This is a genomic window from Marinococcus tarijensis (assembly GCF_054971385.1).
Map to the genome: position 1 here is coordinate 19,284 of NZ_JBQOJA010000004.1, position 15,423 is coordinate 34,706.

Below are 15,423 nucleotides of genomic sequence, written 5' to 3' on the forward strand. Positions count from 1 at the left end.
ACGCCGTGGTCAGCGTCTCTATTTTATCACGCTTTTTCCTGCTCCGCCTCTGTCTTCCGCTTTTCAAGACGGGCTACCCGTTCGTCGAAGGTGGAATGCTCGTACTCCTGCTGATGGTGCTGCTCCATACTTTCTAAATACTGTTCCACTTCCTTAAAACGAGCTTCCGGGTCGCGTCCGTTCTCTTCATACAGCTTCGTAATATTGTGATTCGCCCGGGCTACATTTTCCCGTCCCATCCACTCCAGCCGTTTCAGACGCATATCCTTCAGCTTGTACACCATTTCCTGATGCCGACTCTCAAGTGTCTGCAGCTGCTCTTCTGCTTCTTTTTTCATCGTGGCGAGCTTTTGCGCCCGATCGCCGTACTGTTCAATTTCTCTCAAAGCAATCTCATACAGCTCGTTCTCTTCATAATGCTTTACTACCGCGGCCTGCTGCTTGCGTTTATCCAGCATGTGTTCTGCTTCGTCCTGTTCGTGCTGAAATTCTTCAACCAGCCGGCGCTGCCGGTCTGTGAGCCTGCTTACCTTTTCCGTCTCACACTCCGCTTCTTTAATATAGCGGTTGAGCGATAGGATCGGATTGTCTTTTTCTTTTTTCATATTCCACCGCTCCCATTCCAGTTCGACATCCTCCTTGAACTGCTGCCAAATGCCTGCCATGGCTCTTTCCTCCTTTTTTATCTGCGTTTTAGTTTTTTCCATTCTTCTTCAAAGCCTGTGAACGGATCCTTCGTTCTGGTCCGGCGGTCAATATCCACTTCGTCATCACTCCATTTTTTCACGCTCCAGTATATGGCATACAAGCCGAGAAGCGCGATTACTGCATAGATGTTGGTGAGCGCAAGCAATATGGCTGCAATGCCCACAATCACCCAGAAAACCCGTGCTGCTGTTGAAGTGCTTTCCTGAAACTGTCGGTAGACGATATACGCCAGTGCCACTCCGGCCGCGAGCAAGAGCAGCGGCCCAAGGTTAGACAAAACGATAATCGCTGCGATCGTAATCACTGATGCTAATCCGATTTTTTTCCACATGGTGTTTCCCCCTTCCTGTACTTTTATCTTACGCTGGTTTCCAGACTTCCGGGAGCAGCCCGGGGTCTATCTTTTCTACGCCTCAAGGCGTATTTACCATAAAAAAAACACCCTTTCTGTATAAAAGGGTGCTTACGTCTGGATCTGCTGCCCTGTCTTTTCAAGGGCATCGATCGTCTTTTTTTTAAATGCATCGTCAACCGGATGGCCGTCTGGACTCGAATAATTCAGCTGATTTTTCGCCGGGAGGTAAACATATCCCAGTGCTTCAAGCTCCCCGCAAAGTTCTGCCGGCAGCCTGCCGGAGCCCGTCTTCCGGACAAAATGCTCTGTTACCGAGACTGTGACCTCTGTATCCGTCGATCCGGTGTCCAGCACAAATAAATCGTCCTCATTCTGCTTAATCCATTTTCCTTTGGAAAAGAGCGAAAACGTCGATGCCTCGAGGGCGGAAATGCCGCTGAGATTCACGCGGTATACGTCATTAATAACCTGCCGCACCATTTCACCGGACGGAGGAGACGGGAGCCGGGCGAGTGCATAGCCAAGCAGTTCCTCTTTACCGGCGGCCTCCCATTCTTTTTCAGTCCATGCTGCAAAAACAGATTGTGACCTCCTGGCACCAGGGGCTTTCGGGTCCGCAGCAATACTCTGCAGCGAGATGCCGAAAATCTCTGACACAAGGCGCTCCACCACAGCTGCAGTGAGTTTGTTTTCCTTTTCCATTCTTTCATCCATCTGTTCTGCTTTTGTACTCATACCAGTCCCTTCTTTCAACTTGATATGTAAACCATCCGGCGTTTGCTGTTTACTCGTTTCTTACCAGCCGGAACCCAATAGACTTCAGCGCTGTTTCCAGGCTTTTTTCGATCATAATATTTTCGCTGAGAATATCTTTTCGTATATCCTGAACAGCCATGTCCGGGCGGACACCGGTTAGAATAGGGTCAATGCCCATCAGCTTCAGCGCCTGAATGACCTGGGAAATATACATCGTAAACGTTTCGTTAAAAGCGGAAACGCCAGACACATCGATCATAAAATAGTCGTATTTCCCGCCGTACACCTCCTGCAGCACCGTTTCCATCAAACGGTTGGATCTTGCTTCATCCATCGCCCCGACGAGCGGGAGCACGGCGACCCCTTCGCCTATCGGCACAATCGGATATCCGAGTACTTCTATTTTTTCATCCATGCGGTCGACGCGGATCAGGTAGCTCAGTAAATTACCAAACGTCTGCATCAACGAAATTTCTTCCGTTTTAAATTCACGCGGCTCGCGGTTTAATATACACAATGTGCCGAACGGGCCGCCGTCCTGGTCTTTAATGTAGACGCCCAGAAAGGTATGTACATTGAAATTTTTCGGCATCAGCAGCTCTTTGGTTTCTTCATTACTCACTGCATCGGAAAAATGAAAGTATTCCTGGTCGTCATTTCTCAGCACGTACTGGCAAAAAGAGGCTTCGTGCTCCACCTTCATTCCTTCAGATACAAGATCATCCCCGCGGTTGTTGTAAGCACTTAATACGTCCATATAAGTATTTTCTTTTTTTGCAATATAAACAGAGTCCACCTGAAGGGACTCAGCGATCACGCTCATGATTTCTTCAGCCATCTCTTCAATGGAGAAAGTGTACCTGCTTGACGGCCCTGATGTTAAACGCACTGTTTCCCCTCCTGTTACATGAAGCTAATATGTGTTTGTTCCCTCTTTTGTTTTTAACTAATCTTTTTGTAAACACATTATGCCACCGATGAGTCTTTTATAACAGGACTTAACCTGTAAATTTTTCTAATTTCAGTATTTTCTTGTTTACAGGAAAAGTGTTCGTATAAAATATAAGAACAAACGTTCGTATTAATGGTTTACTTTTTATCCTGAAGATGTCTTTTATAAACAACAAGGGTAAGGAGAGGAGGCATCTATGACACATTCATCATACGCTGATTCAAAAAGAGAAGCATGGGAAGCTTTCAAAGAGAAAAATCATTCGTTCCTGCGCACCCGGCTCATCCGCGAATTTCTGGAGGATGCTGTGCATCAGCAGCTGTTAAAACAGGCTTTAAACGATGATGCTGCCTGGGCTCATAAAGCCGTCGATTTATCTTTTAAGCGGTACTACCAGGATGTGATCTGGCGGTCTTATATGTTAAAAACCCTGCACTGGGAGTCCGTCCGCTATGACCGCTACCATCGCCGGCGCCAGCAGCGGACGCCTCTGTCCGGCCAGGAGGAACTGTTTGAAGAAGCCGGTTCATTTTACAGTGAGGCCTCAGGACAGAGCCTTGAAGAAGAGCTGCATCATTACCCGGTCTGGCTCGGCTTTCGTTCACTGACTCCATACCAGCAGTGGATTTTTTCCAAAAAATACAGCTGCGGGTGGAAGGATACAGACATCGCCAGCTACCTTCAAATCAGCCGCCAGGCAGTGTCAAACGCCCACCGGAAAGGTTTGAAGACGCTTCGTTTTTATGCCGGGACACAGGAGGAGCGGTGATGCACATTATTGATTCCAGTGCCGTTGTCGAACTGCTGGCCAATGTCGGCTTTCCTATTATTGTAACGTTCTATCTGCTTTTGCGGATTGAACAGCGGATTGAGCATCTGCGCCGGGATGTAACCCGTCTGGCATGCGCTTCACCAAAAAAGGAGGAAACGATGCATGATGACTAATAACCGTACTGCCAAAAATCAGCCTATGAGTGAAGAAGCGCTTTATGAAGAGCTTCAAAAATTTGAGCCCTTCATCCAGCAGGCGCTGCGCCAGACTTCCTATCAGGAGCGTGAGGATCTTCAGCAGGAGCTCCGTCTGAAATGCATTGAAAAAATACTCACGTACGAGCCGCCGGAGGTGCCCGGCTTCTGGGAATACAAACGCCGCTATGAGCAGCAGACGGACGAATAAACCGGCTAGCTCCATAAAAAAACAACCGGGCCGGCTCTTGGCCGGACCGGTTGCTACATATGTGCTACTCCATGTTGGTATGACGCCTGGCCATTTGCTCGTAGTCAGCTTCCCCGTGTGCATGAACAGCAGTAATAATCAGACCGTCCAGTATTAAATGGAGACTCTGGTCGAACTGATTTCCGAGCGGCTGGATCGTTTCCGGCTCGTGCTCCAGCCGTTTTTTTGTCGCGGCAGGAACAGCGATAAAAGCATCGCTGAGCTTTCCGAGGGAGGACTCCCGGTTGGTCGAGCAGACCAAAAGCTCTGCTCCGTTTTTTTTCGCCTGCTCTGCCGTATGAACGAGAACCGAAGTATTTCCCGATCCGGATAATACTACAAGTAAGTCTCCTTCACCCACGGAAGGGGTAATGGTTTCCCCGACTGCAAACACACTATATCCACTATGCATGAGACGCATCGCAAACATTTTTCCGACAAGACCGGAGCGCCCTTCACCGGCTACAAAAATTCTTGGAGCCCGGTTAAGCTTTGCAGCAGCCTCTTCTGCTTCTGCCGCGTCCACGCTGCCCACAACCTCTGTTATTTCCCGGGAAATGGTGTTTAATACTTGTTCTGCATTCATAGCCTGTCTGCCTCCGATCGTATTTGTTCCGCTGCCTGCCCGGGATCTTCACTTTTTGTAATAGCGCCTCCGATAATAACTACGTCTGGACGCGCATCCTTAATTTTATGAAGATTATCTGCCTTTAAACCGCCGGCCGCTGACACTTCCCAGTGCGGGAAGGCCTGCAGCAGCTTGTAATAATCATTGTCACCTGTTTCTGCCTGCTGCATGTCTTTACCTATATGAAGCGAAGCACTGCGGATGCCAAGCTTATCGAGTTCATCGAGCCGCCGGGTTTCTTGCACATTCAACAGATCCACAAACGCTTTTTTACCATACTCTTCAGTGGTCTCCAGTACTGCCTGGATAGAAGCGTCCGATGCAAAAGCCATCACCGTCGTCACATCTGCGCCTGCCTCGAAGGCCTGAATTGTTTCCGCTTTGGCTGCATCGCACGTTTTCATATCGGCAACCAGCATTTTGTCCGGATATTCCTGCTTCATCTGCCGGACGATGTCCATGCCGTATTCTTTGATGACTCCCGTGCCTATTTCAATCCAGTCGATATATGCTTCGGTTTGATGAACGACCTTAAAACAGTCGTCCCATGGTAACCGGTCCAACGCCAGCTGTATGTTCATTGCTTCCTCCTTTAACGTTCCACGCGTTCTTCGTTTCCAAGCACTGCTTCCACTTCCTCTAAAAGCGGCAGCCCTTCATTGTCGCCTGCTACCTGTACCACCTTTGCTCCGGCTACCGCTCCGATTTTCAATGCCTTTTCCAGTGAATATGCCTGCAGCAGGCCGTACAGCAAGCCGGCGTTGAATCCATCCCCTGCGCCTACCGTGTCAGCCACCTTTTCTACTTTTTCTGCCGGCTGATGCACGGTTTCCCTGCTTCCGTGTTTTCCGGCTGCTCCGTCACTGCCGTTTTTAATAATGACACGATCAATGCCGTACGATTGAAAGGAAGCAAGGTGCTCCTCTATTGACTGGGCGCCGAACAGCATATCCGCTTCATCTCTTCCACTCAGCATGATATCTACGTATGGAAGCAGGGACCGGATGGCCTCCCCCGCTTCTTCTTTGTTCCAAAGACGCAGACGGATGTTCGGATCCATAGCTGTAAGCACTCCCTGCTCCCCTGCAAAACGCAACGCTTCCCGGAGCATGTCCACGTTTTCCGGGCGGAGCGAAGCAAACACGCCGGTAATATAAAATACCTTCGGCTGCCCGCTCAGCTGCTCTTTCACATGCTGCAATGTTATTTCTTCTGTCGGTGATGGAAAGCGGTAGTAAAACGTACGCCCATTACCGTTTTCAAGCGTTTCTTTAAAATTCACGGGAGTAGCGTAGTCATCTTCAAGAGCTATTCCCGAAACGTCAATTCCTTCTCCGCGTAGGGTATTAAAAATATGTCGGCCAAATTCATCGCGGCCCAGGCGGCTGATCATGCCAGTCTGAAGTCCGAGGCGGGCGCAGCCGACAGCCACGTTTAACTCGGCCCCGCCGATTTTTCGTTCAAACTCAGTTGTAAAACGCATCGGCCCCCGCTGTTTTGGATTCATTGTAATCATTGCGTCCCCAATTGTAAGGATGTCCTGCATCTTTACTGCCTCCATTCTTATTCAAACGCATTCGGCAGCCACATGAAAATGCCCGGCACGAATGCAATTACTAAAATCACAACCAGAATCATGCCAATGTATGGAATCGTCGCTTTAAAGGATCGGCTGATGGAAAGCCCGCCAATCGCACTTGCAAGCAGGAGGCAAAGCCCGTACGGAGGCGTTACGAGACCCACGGCCAGGCACATGAGTACGACGATCCCGATATGAATTGGATCAAGGCCGAGCTCTGATGCTGCCGGCAGTATAATGGGCACAAACAAAATGATCGAAGGAACGGTATCCATAAACATGCCGACAAATAAAAACAAAACGATAATCAGCACAATCAGAAGCCACGCGTATGGCACCGATTCCTGGAAAAACGATGAAATGTGGGCTGGAATATTATTAAAGCTGATCAGTCGTCCAAGCGACGTGGCAGTTGCCAGTGCAAACAGCGTAAGCGAGCTGAGCTTCAATGTTTCAATAACGATCTCCGGCATATCCCGCAGGCGGATGCTTCTGTAAAAAAAGAACGCCAAAATAAACGAGTAAATGCAGGCGATGATCGACGCTTCGGTCGGAGTAACAAAGCCACCCATGATGCCGACGAGGATAATAATCGGCGTAAGCAGCGGGGGAAAGCTCCGGATACCATGTTTGACAATTGCCTTTGTATCGAGCCGGTCATGCTTCGGGTAATTATTTTTCTTCGAGATGACTGATATAAACAGCATTAATCCGATGCCGATTAACAGTCCCGGGATAATTCCGCCGATAAACATCTGGCCAATCGACACCCCGGCCAGGCTTCCGTAAATAACCATCGGAATCGACGGTGGAATAATCATGCCCATCGTGGAGGAGGCAGCGGTTACAGCCACCGATGTTTCCGTGCTGTACTGCTCCTTTTTCATGCTCGGGATCAAAATCTTTCCCACTCCTGCCGTGTCAGCCGTAGATGCTCCGGATATGCCTCCGAAAAACATGGAAACGACGACGTTGGAGTGGGCGAGCCCTCCGCGGATATGACCGACGAGTGACACCGCGAACTGAATGAGTCTTTCGGAAATCTTCCCCCGGTTCATGATATTTGCCGCAAAGATAAACAGCGGCACAGCCAGCAAAATAAAGGAGTTCAACCCGACAAACATTTGCTGAATAACGGCTTCAAGCGGCACCGTCCCCATAACGAGAAAGCCGATATAGCTGACGATGCCAATCACAAATGCAATAGGAATGCCAAGTACCATTAATATTAAAAAGAGCAGTATTAAGCCGATCGCGGTTATCATTCTTTATTCACCTCCACGATATTTTGGTAGTGGTTCCAGTGGTCCATCGCATTCTGAAACGCAAACAGCATAATCCCTGCTCCGGCAATTGGCACAGGCAGCCAAATGAAAAATTGACTGACGCCCGGCAGGTAGTTCAGCGTCCAGCTGCTGAACTGGGTCGTAATCTGGACCCCGTGTATGACAAAAGCGAGACCGAACAGTATTAAAAAGAAATGAATGACTATCTGGAGCGCAAGCAGATACTTGCCGGACAGCTTCTCCAAAAGAATGCTCACGGTAAAATGCTGGCGTTCCCGAACCATTGCAGCAGCCCCGAGCAGCACCATCCATATAAAGGCATATGTGGCCACCTCGGCTGACCAGAGAAAGGCGACACCGGGAATATAGCGGGTCATCACCTGCAGCGCTACACATATAAAGAAAATCGAAAAGGCGGCTGCGCCTCCCCACAAAAACATTCGCTGTATTTTATCGATAAATGCTCTCATCTTCTCACCCACCTATTCATCCTTTAGTTCCTGGACCCTTTCGTATTCTTCTTCCATTCCAAGGTTTTCTACAGCATCTCTGCGTACGTCTTCCGTCCGTTCGGTAAAGGCTTCTTTATCCACCTCGTTGATTTCCATGCCTTCCTCCTGCAGCTTTTGTTTATACTCACTGGCCAATTCCTCATCAGTTGCCCGCGCAGTTTCAGTCGCTTCCTGTACAGCTGTATCAACCGCTTCCTGCTGCTCGGCATTCATACTGTCGTACGCCTTTTGGGTAGTGAAGAATACCCGCGTCGTAACGTCATGCTCCGTGAGTGACAGATGATCCGCTACTTCGTAATGGCTGGCTAAATAAATATTGGTAAAATCATTTTCTGCTGCATCCGTCAATCCGTTCTGAAGCGCCTGGTACATTTCGTTCCAGGCTACACTCGTCGGCTGGGCGCCGAGCGCCTGCCACGTATCCGTCACCACCGGTGAATCCTGGGTCCGGACCGTCTTATTTTCCAAATCCTCCGGCGTTTCCACTGGCTGCGTTCCGTAATAATTACGCGTTCCTGCCGACCAGTAATCGAGCACTTTAAAATTTGATTTTTCTTCTGTCACACGTGCTACTTCATCGCCTACCTTGCCGTCCACTACCCGCTCCCAGTGCTCGCGGTCTTCAAAAAGATACAGAATGGAGAAAAAATCCACTTCCTTTACTTTTTGAGCCAAATAGCCGGGAGAAGCGACCACCAGATCCACTGAGCCGGTCTCCGCGCTCTGGGCAAGCTCTGCTTCGCTTCCGCCGAGCGATCCGTTCGTGTGTACCTCCACTGTCACGCTTCCATCGCTTTCTTCCTCTACGACTTCTTTAAATTCCCTCAAGCCGACTGCGTAGGGGCTCTGATCATCAAGCTGGGTGGCGGCTACTAAATGAACATTTTCTTCAGCCCCGGCCGTGCTTTCAGTACTGCCGCTGCTGCAGCCTGCGAGTATTCCGGCAGCGAGCGCCATCACGGTAACGCTTACTTTTTTCATCATTCAAACCTCCTTTTATATTTTTGCTTCAGTGGAACCCCGTACATGAAAAGTTGTCTCATACACATATTCCCGGCTCAATTTTTCGGCCAGCACGCCCTCGTTCACCTGCTCCAGCAGAAGCTCTGCTGCTTTTTCCCCCATTTGATAGGCCGGCTGCTCGATGGTTGTTAGCGACGGGGAAAAGAAAGCAGCGTATTCCACTTCATCAAACGTTACGAGGGCAAGGTCTTCAGGAATATGGAGCTGCTGCTCTTTGGCAAATGTCAGTGCTTCTACGAGCATGCGGTCGTTAGAGATAAACAGCGCATCCGGAGGGGACTGCTGTTTCATCATGACCTTTAATGCCTCCTGGGCACCGCTGACCTCCCCATGGTATGCAAGCTTTTTATTTTCAGCGATCCCCTCTGCCTCGAGCGCATCCTCAAACCCGCGGAAACGCTCTTTTCTTGTATTCATCTTCAGCTCCGGACCGATAAAGCCGATATTGCGGTAGCTTCTATCAGCTAAATGCTTTACCGCCTCGTACGAAGCCTTATAATTATTCACTACTACAGAAGGAGCTTCCGACTGCTCTACCGTTCTATCCAGAAATACTAACGGAATTTGATAGCTTAGAATGTCTTCATAATTTTTTCGGTCCTGGCTGCTTGGGATAATAATCATTCCGTCAATCTGCTTTGCCATCAGCATATCGATGTACTGTTTTTCTTTCGTTTCGTCGTCATCGGCATTACAGATGATGACGTGATAATTGTACTTAATGCACATATCTTCAATTGCTCTGACCACAAGCGTGGAAAAACGGTGAACCACGTTTGCAATAATAACGCCGATCGTCGTCGTTTTCTGCTGTTTCAGCCCTCTTGCAATCGCATTCGGCCGGTAGTTCAACCGGGCAATGGCCTGCTCGATACGTCCTTTTGTTTCTTCGCCCATGTATGTAAAACGACCGTTCATAAACTGGGACACGGTGCTTATGGAAACATTTGCTTCTTTTGCCACATCACGCAGCGTCACATTTTTACGCATAGCTTACCTCCTGATAAAACGTTTTAGTAAAACGATTTATTTCATTCTAAAAGATACAACACTGAATTGCAAACGCTTTATTATTTTTTTTGCTTTTCGTAATCGTTTACAGTCTTTACCTTTATCCAAATACTTCGTATACTGGTGAAGCTGCAATTAGTTAGCATGCTAATTAAATTCAAAAGGAGCTTTCTCTTGTATGGAATCAGACCAGCTTATTCATATGATACATCAGCGGTCGCGTACACTCTCGAACACGCTAAACGAAACGCTTGCCCCGTTTGGGCTGTCCCATGCGCAGTATATGATTATGTATGTGCTTGATACCGGCGGCCCGGCTACCCAGACGCATATGCGGAAATATCTGCAGGTGGAAGCGCCGACGATTGCCCGTACAATCGCCACGATGGAGCGCAATGACTGGATCGAAAAACGTCCCGGTGCAGACCGGCGTACGCAGGTTATCCACCTTACCGCCAGCACGAAAAAGATACTTCCCGAAATTAAAGAACGAGTTGCTGAAGCAGAGAAGCGTTCTCTCGCGCGGCTGTCAGACAAAGACCGGGAAGTTCTGCTTGAGCTGCTTGAAAAAATTACGAACGAAAGGAGCGGGGAACAGTGAGCCGTCATGACCATCCCATCTGGACAAAGGATTTTATTAGTATCACGATTACCAATTTCATGGTTTTCACCGTATTTTATTCTCTTTTAACTACACTGCCCCTTTTTGTTACCGGAAGTCTCGGCGGCACCAGTGCCCAGGGCGGGCTCATCGTCACGATTATGCTCGTTGCTACGATCATTACCCGGGTATTTGCCGGCAAGATCATGGAAAAAACCGGGCGTAAACGGGCGCTGGTCTGGGGAGCCGCTGCGTTTGTCATTTGTACTTTTTTATACCTTTTTATCGATACGTACACGGGGCTGCTGCTGCTCCGGTTTGTACACGGCATTCCTTTTGGCATTTTGAGTACAGCTACCGGCGCTATCGCTGCAGATGTTATTCCAAATGAACGCCGCGGGGAAGGCCTCGGTTATTTCACGACCTCCATGAATGTCGCGGTCGTCATCGGGCCTTTCATCGGACTGACGCTGATACAGTTTGCTCCGTTCGCCCTTTTATTTGTCCTGCTCGGCATGTTTATGATTGTTGGAGTCTGGTGCGCAGCCATTGCGCGGGATCCAGGAGTCCCTGCCGCTCCGCACACTGAAAAAAAGAAACTGTCCATTCATGATTTTATCGAACTGCGGGCGCTTCCAATTGCTTCTATCGGCCTGCTTGCTTCTTTTTCCTACGCCGGGGTCATTTCGTACATGTCCCTATTTGCTGAAGCAATGGATCTGATCCAGGTATCGAGCTTCTTTTTTCTTGTATTCGCTTTGGTCGTCATTGCTTCCCGTCCGGTGGCAGGGCCGTTATTTGACACCCGTGGGCCGGGGACTGTTCTGTACCCCTGCCTTCTGATTTTCGCCATCGGTCTCGTAACGCTCAGCTTTACCACTGCCGGGTGGATGCTGCTGTTATCTGCCGCTTTGATCGGCCTTGGCTACGGAACGCTTCTTCCCGGTTTTCAAACGATGTCCATTCAGGCGGCCGAGCCGCATCGAAGCGGGCATGCCACCGCTACATTTTTTATTATGTTCGACTCCGGCATCGCTCTTGGCTCCTTTTTTCTCGGGCTTTTAGTGAACGCTGTAGGCTATCAGTATTTATATCAAATTACGGCAGGAATTATACTGCTGACGATCGGGGTATTGTTTTTGTATTTCCGGACATCGTCAGTTTATGCCTACGAAGAGAAAAAAGCCTGAGCCTTATTAGTCCCGAACACAAAAAAAGCAGGCGCGCGCCTGCTTTTTTGTATTACATCTGATGATCGCGCATTTTTTTATATAGCGTCGTCCGGTGAATTCCGAGCTTTTTGGCAGCTTCTGTCTTATTGCCGTTTGCTTCTTCAAGCGCCTGCTTGATCATGGTCTGCTCCTGGGCCGATTTCTGGTCCTTCCAGTTTGCTGCGTTCGCGCTTTCGGTCCGGGACGTCTGAACGGGCTCTGCGGCTTTACGGGCTGTTACAGAAGAGATGGGAAGGTCTTCCGTGCGTATTTTCCCGCCGTCGTGCATCGCAGAAAGCTGTTCAATGACATTCATCAATTCCCGGATGTTCCCCGGCCAGTCGTACTGCTTCATGGCTTCCATGGCTTTGTTCGTTATTTTTAGCGGCTTCACGCCCAGCTCAGTGGAAAAATGCGTGTTATAGTATTCCACCAGAAGCGGGAGGTCTTCGGTCCGCTCGCGGAGCGGCGGCAGACCTACAGGTACCACATGCAGGCGGTAATACAGGTCCCGGCGGAATTTCCCTTCCTCCACCAGCTGTTCAATATTTTCATTAGTGGCAGAAATGATCTTCATATTTACCGGAATCGGAGCTGCGTTGCCGATCTTGCGTACGTACGAATCTTCAAGCACGCGCAAAAGAGCTGCCTGCATCGCCATGGACATATTGCCTACTTCATCAAGAAACAGCGTGCCTTCGTGAGCGGCTTCAAGTAAACCGACGGCACCCTGCTGGGGCTGCATAGGGACTTCTTTTCCGAATAACTCTTCTTCAAGGTGAGTATCCGGGATGGAGGCGCAGTTCACTGCCACAAATTCTCCTGTTCTGCCGCTTTCCTGATGAATCGCCTGGGCAAACAATTCCTTGCCTGTGCCCGTTTCCCCGGAAAGCCAGACGGGGGTTTTCGTTTTAGCGGCCCGCTTCGCTGTTTGGATCGCCCGGTGAATCTCTTCATTTTCCCCTATGATACGCCGGAAGGAAGCAATGGAGGGCCGGAAGGTAGGAGAGGAAGCCGTTTCAGACGTATGTAGCTCCTTTAACGCTTTTTCCGTCCAGACACCGGTGACTCTCCCCTTTTTGTTAACGACTGCGATTGGCGGATACTGCTGTTCCCATGATTCCGGAATCTGTCCTTCTGTAATCTGGGAAACTTCCAGGATCCATCCGTCCTTAATCTTTTTATCAAGGCTTTTTTCCTTGTAGATGTGATTCCACACTTTTGTTTCATCGAGAACACCCAATGGGCGGCTGTCTTCATCAACCATCACAATTGCATCTTTTTCTCCGTTCTTCCAAACCTTCAACACGTCAGATACTTCCGTTTTTGATGCTTCGAGCATTTGTGGTTCTACTACGAACTGTTTCCAGTATTCAACTTCTGCCACGCTCCATCACCCTTCCTGTTCATGAATTATTACCCCACTATTCCCTTCTGCTCCCCGAAAGAAACAACGGCTTTGCTTCAAAGACATTTTTCTGTTCTTTACATAAAACAACGCCCTTCCCTATTCAGGAAAAGGCGTCAGCTGTTTCAGTTAAATAGTGAACAGGGAAGTATCTTTATTATCAAGAAGATCTACAGCTTTGGCGTTGCTTACCAGCTGTTCCGGCGTTTTGCAGCCGGGGATGACAGCATCCACACTCGAGTTGGCCAGGCACCAGGCAAGGGCCCACTGGGCAAGCGGCACATCATCTGGCAGACTCTCCTTGAGCCGCAGCGCTTCCTGAAGGGCTGCCTCCTGCTCATTTTGCGGATGACGGTGGCGGACATCATTCTCTTCAAAGGAAGCTCCAGGTGTATATTTTCCGCTTAAGTAGCCGCTCGCCATCGGAACTCTGGCAATAACACCGAGATTCTGGCGGTCACATTCCGGAAAAGCACCCTCGGCGTTTTTACGGTCGAGACGATTGTACACGAGCTGTATCGTTTCTGCACCGATAGCTTCGGCCTGTCTGATCTGATCCATGTAGTCTTGTTTTTTCACAGAAAGACCAAGATGACGGATCTTCCCGGCTTTTTTCTGTTTATCGAGCATCGTCCACAGCTTATCATTCTGGAACTCTTCGTCTGTGCCCGAATGAAACTGGTAAAGATCAATGTAATCTGTGCGGAGCGCCTGGAGGGAGGCTTCGAGCTGCTTTTGCACATCCTCCGGATCATAGTGCCGGGTCCGGTCATTCGGCCCGTGAAAATGATGGCCGAACTTGGAAGCTACAAACCACTGGTCGCGGTCCTTTTGAATGGCCGCGCCGGTGAGTTCTTCCGCAAGATGGTCGCCGTAGCATTCGGCGGTATCGATAAAATTAAGATTTTCTGTTCTTGCTGCTTCAAATAGACCGTCCACTTCTTTTTGAGTGAAGGTTTTACCCCATTCCCCGCCGAATTGATACGTTCCAATACCTACGACAGAGACCTTTTCGTTTGTTTTTCCAAGCGTGTTATATTTCATGAGCTTGTAACATCCCTTTCTGCTTCTTTTATGCCTGCAGTCGTCTTACGCACGTGCAGCTCCGGATTTAAAATAACCGTCCGCGTCGTTTCGTTTTTGCCGCCGATCCGGTCCACGAGCATCTGTGTCACCAGCCGCCCCATTTCAAGGATGGGCTGCGCTACTGTAGTCAGCGGCGGATCGCTCAGCGTAGCGATAAATGTATCATCAAAGCCGACAACGGATAAATCTTCAGGTACCCGCCGCCCCGCTTCTTTACCTGCCTGAATACAGCCGATTGCCAAAAAGTCATTCAAAGCAAATACTGCGGTAATACCCGAATCATTCTGCAGAGCGTGAAGCATCGACTTTTTAGCATCATCAATTGAATTATTGTCTTTTACGAGCACCGCTTCCTCCCGGCTTATCCCGTGCTCGTCGTACGCTTCGTAAAACCCCTTCAGCCTCTCTGTATCACTCGAATTATTCATTTCGCCTACAACAAAAGCAATCCGGGTATGTCCTGCTTCGAGCAGATGCTTCGTAGCCGCGTATCCGCCCCGGTAGTCGTCAACGAGCACCGTATCTACATTAATCTCGGAAGCGTCCCTCGCCACAAGCGCGATGGGAATGTTCTGTTTCATAAAATCCTGCAGTGCTTTAGTGTTTTGTATCCCTGTTCCCAGAATAATACCGTCCACTCTTTTTTGATTCAGCCACCACAAATACTGAATTTCTTTTTCCGGATTGTTGTCGGTATTGCATATAACGACATTGAACCCGCCGGCGTGTCCTGTATCTTCCACGCTTCTCGCAAGCTCGGCAAAAAAGGAGTTGGCAATATCAGGAACCAGCAGGCCGATCGTATTCGTCTGCTTTCCTGTCAGGGCAGAAGCCACCGTGCTCGGCTGATAATCAAGCTCATCCATAATGGCGAGCACCCGCTGTTTGGTTTTCTCTCCTATTTTTCCTTTGTTGTTAATCACCTTTGACACTGTAGCGATCGAAACCTCGGCCCGCTCAGCGATGTCGTAAATTGTCGGTCTCATTTTATCTTCCTCATTTTTGTCGTTTCGTTTATTATAAATCCTCCGTTCCTTCCTATCCACCGGGGGAGCCTTTTCTTTTAAGCTTTCTGGCCCAGGGGAAAACAA

The 15,423-nt window shown here is 49.2% G+C and carries 19 protein-coding genes; 5 read left to right on the forward strand and 14 right to left on the reverse strand.

The annotated features are described in order from the left end of the window. Positions 1-26 precede the first annotated feature (26 nt). The 4 genes from ACTTK7_RS03145 to ACTTK7_RS03160 form a co-directional block, all read right to left on the reverse strand. A complete protein-coding gene (locus ACTTK7_RS03145) occupies positions 27-665 on the reverse strand; it encodes a PspA/IM30 family protein (protein WP_462865701.1) in 639 nt (212 codons plus the stop codon). Between the two features lie 17 nt (positions 666-682). Further along, a complete protein-coding gene (locus ACTTK7_RS03150; RefSeq protein ID WP_462865703.1) occupies positions 683-1,039 on the reverse strand; it encodes a lmo0954 family membrane protein in 357 nt (118 codons plus the stop codon). Positions 1,040-1,171: 132 nt separating this feature from the next. Then, a complete protein-coding gene (locus ACTTK7_RS03155) occupies positions 1,172-1,798 on the reverse strand; it encodes a hypothetical protein (RefSeq protein WP_462865705.1) in 627 nt (208 codons plus the stop codon). A 49-nt stretch (positions 1,799-1,847) separates the two neighbouring features. Then, complete coding sequence (locus ACTTK7_RS03160; RefSeq protein WP_462865707.1) at positions 1,848-2,708, reverse strand: GAF domain-containing protein; 861 nt, start codon at positions 2,706-2,708, stop codon at positions 1,848-1,850. Between the two features lie 259 nt (positions 2,709-2,967). Here ACTTK7_RS03160 and ACTTK7_RS03165 point away from each other — a divergent pair, with 259 nt between their 5' ends. The 3 genes from ACTTK7_RS03165 to ACTTK7_RS03175 are packed head-to-tail and all read left to right on the forward strand — an operon-like array spanning position 2,968 to position 3,948. Then, a complete protein-coding gene (locus ACTTK7_RS03165) occupies positions 2,968-3,540 on the forward strand; it encodes an RNA polymerase sigma factor (RefSeq protein WP_462865708.1) in 573 nt (190 codons plus the stop codon). After that, positions 3,540-3,716 carry a YvrJ family protein gene (locus ACTTK7_RS03170; RefSeq protein ID WP_462865710.1) on the forward strand — a complete coding sequence of 59 codons (177 nt, stop codon included), beginning with the start codon at positions 3,540-3,542 and terminating at the stop codon, positions 3,714-3,716. The genes ACTTK7_RS03165 and ACTTK7_RS03170 overlap by 1 nt, the downstream gene beginning before the upstream one ends. Beyond that, entirely contained in the window at positions 3,709-3,948 is a 240-nt protein-coding gene (locus ACTTK7_RS03175; RefSeq protein WP_462865948.1) for a helix-turn-helix domain-containing protein, read from the forward strand. Before ACTTK7_RS03170 ends, ACTTK7_RS03175 begins: the two co-directional genes overlap by 8 nt. Before the next feature lie 64 nt (positions 3,949-4,012). On the opposite strand, the gene hxlB is transcribed toward ACTTK7_RS03175, so the two are convergent. Genes hxlB through ACTTK7_RS03210 form a run of 7 tightly spaced genes read right to left on the reverse strand, consistent with a single transcriptional unit; the run spans position 4,013 to position 10,005 of the window. Then, a complete protein-coding gene (hxlB, locus tag ACTTK7_RS03180; protein ID WP_462865712.1) occupies positions 4,013-4,573 on the reverse strand; it encodes a 6-phospho-3-hexuloisomerase in 561 nt (186 codons plus the stop codon). After that, positions 4,570-5,196: a 3-hexulose-6-phosphate synthase gene (hxlA, locus tag ACTTK7_RS03185; RefSeq protein ID WP_462865714.1), complete on the reverse strand. Its 627-nt coding sequence runs from the start codon at positions 5,194-5,196 to the stop codon at positions 4,570-4,572. Before hxlA ends, hxlB begins: the two co-directional genes overlap by 4 nt. An 11-nt stretch (positions 5,197-5,207) precedes the next feature. Continuing rightward, entirely contained in the window at positions 5,208-6,161 is a 954-nt protein-coding gene (locus ACTTK7_RS03190) for a sugar kinase (protein ID WP_462865716.1), read from the reverse strand. A 17-nt stretch (positions 6,162-6,178) separates the two neighbouring features. Further along, complete coding sequence (locus ACTTK7_RS03195; RefSeq protein WP_462865718.1) at positions 6,179-7,459, reverse strand: TRAP transporter large permease; 1,281 nt, start codon at positions 7,457-7,459, stop codon at positions 6,179-6,181. Further along, positions 7,456-7,950, reverse strand: a complete 495-nt coding sequence (locus ACTTK7_RS03200) for a TRAP transporter small permease (RefSeq protein ID WP_462865719.1) — start codon at positions 7,948-7,950, stop codon at positions 7,456-7,458. The genes ACTTK7_RS03195 and ACTTK7_RS03200 overlap by 4 nt, the downstream gene beginning before the upstream one ends. Before the next feature lie 12 nt (positions 7,951-7,962). Continuing rightward, on the reverse strand, positions 7,963-8,973 hold the full coding sequence (locus ACTTK7_RS03205) for a TRAP transporter substrate-binding protein (RefSeq protein WP_462865721.1): 1,011 nt from the start codon (positions 8,971-8,973) through the stop codon (positions 7,963-7,965). Positions 8,974-8,988: 15 nt separating this feature from the next. Further along, positions 8,989-10,005, reverse strand: coding sequence for a LacI family DNA-binding transcriptional regulator (locus ACTTK7_RS03210; RefSeq protein ID WP_462865723.1), 1,017 nt, complete (start codon positions 10,003-10,005; stop codon positions 8,989-8,991). Between the two features lie 199 nt (positions 10,006-10,204). On the opposite strand from ACTTK7_RS03210, the gene ACTTK7_RS03215 reads away from it, so the two are divergent. Continuing rightward, positions 10,205-10,627, forward strand: a complete 423-nt coding sequence (locus ACTTK7_RS03215) for a MarR family winged helix-turn-helix transcriptional regulator (RefSeq protein WP_462865725.1) — start codon at positions 10,205-10,207, stop codon at positions 10,625-10,627. Beyond that, positions 10,624-11,817, forward strand: a complete 1,194-nt coding sequence (locus ACTTK7_RS03220) for an MFS transporter (RefSeq protein WP_462865727.1) — start codon at positions 10,624-10,626, stop codon at positions 11,815-11,817. The genes ACTTK7_RS03215 and ACTTK7_RS03220 overlap by 4 nt, the downstream gene beginning before the upstream one ends. A 52-nt stretch (positions 11,818-11,869) precedes the next feature. Here the strand turns inward: ACTTK7_RS03220 and ACTTK7_RS03225 are convergent, their stop codons facing one another. From ACTTK7_RS03225 to ACTTK7_RS03235, 3 genes are all read right to left on the reverse strand, one after another. Next, a complete protein-coding gene (locus ACTTK7_RS03225) occupies positions 11,870-13,225 on the reverse strand; it encodes a sigma-54 interaction domain-containing protein (RefSeq protein WP_462865729.1) in 1,356 nt (451 codons plus the stop codon). Between the two features lie 150 nt (positions 13,226-13,375). Then, positions 13,376-14,290 (reverse strand): aldo/keto reductase, encoded by a 915-nt coding sequence (locus tag ACTTK7_RS03230; RefSeq protein ID WP_462865731.1) that lies wholly within the window; start codon positions 14,288-14,290, stop codon positions 13,376-13,378. Next, a complete protein-coding gene (locus ACTTK7_RS03235; RefSeq protein WP_462865732.1) occupies positions 14,287-15,318 on the reverse strand; it encodes a LacI family DNA-binding transcriptional regulator in 1,032 nt (343 codons plus the stop codon). The genes ACTTK7_RS03230 and ACTTK7_RS03235 overlap by 4 nt, the downstream gene beginning before the upstream one ends. Between the last annotated feature and the right edge of the window lie 105 nt (positions 15,319-15,423).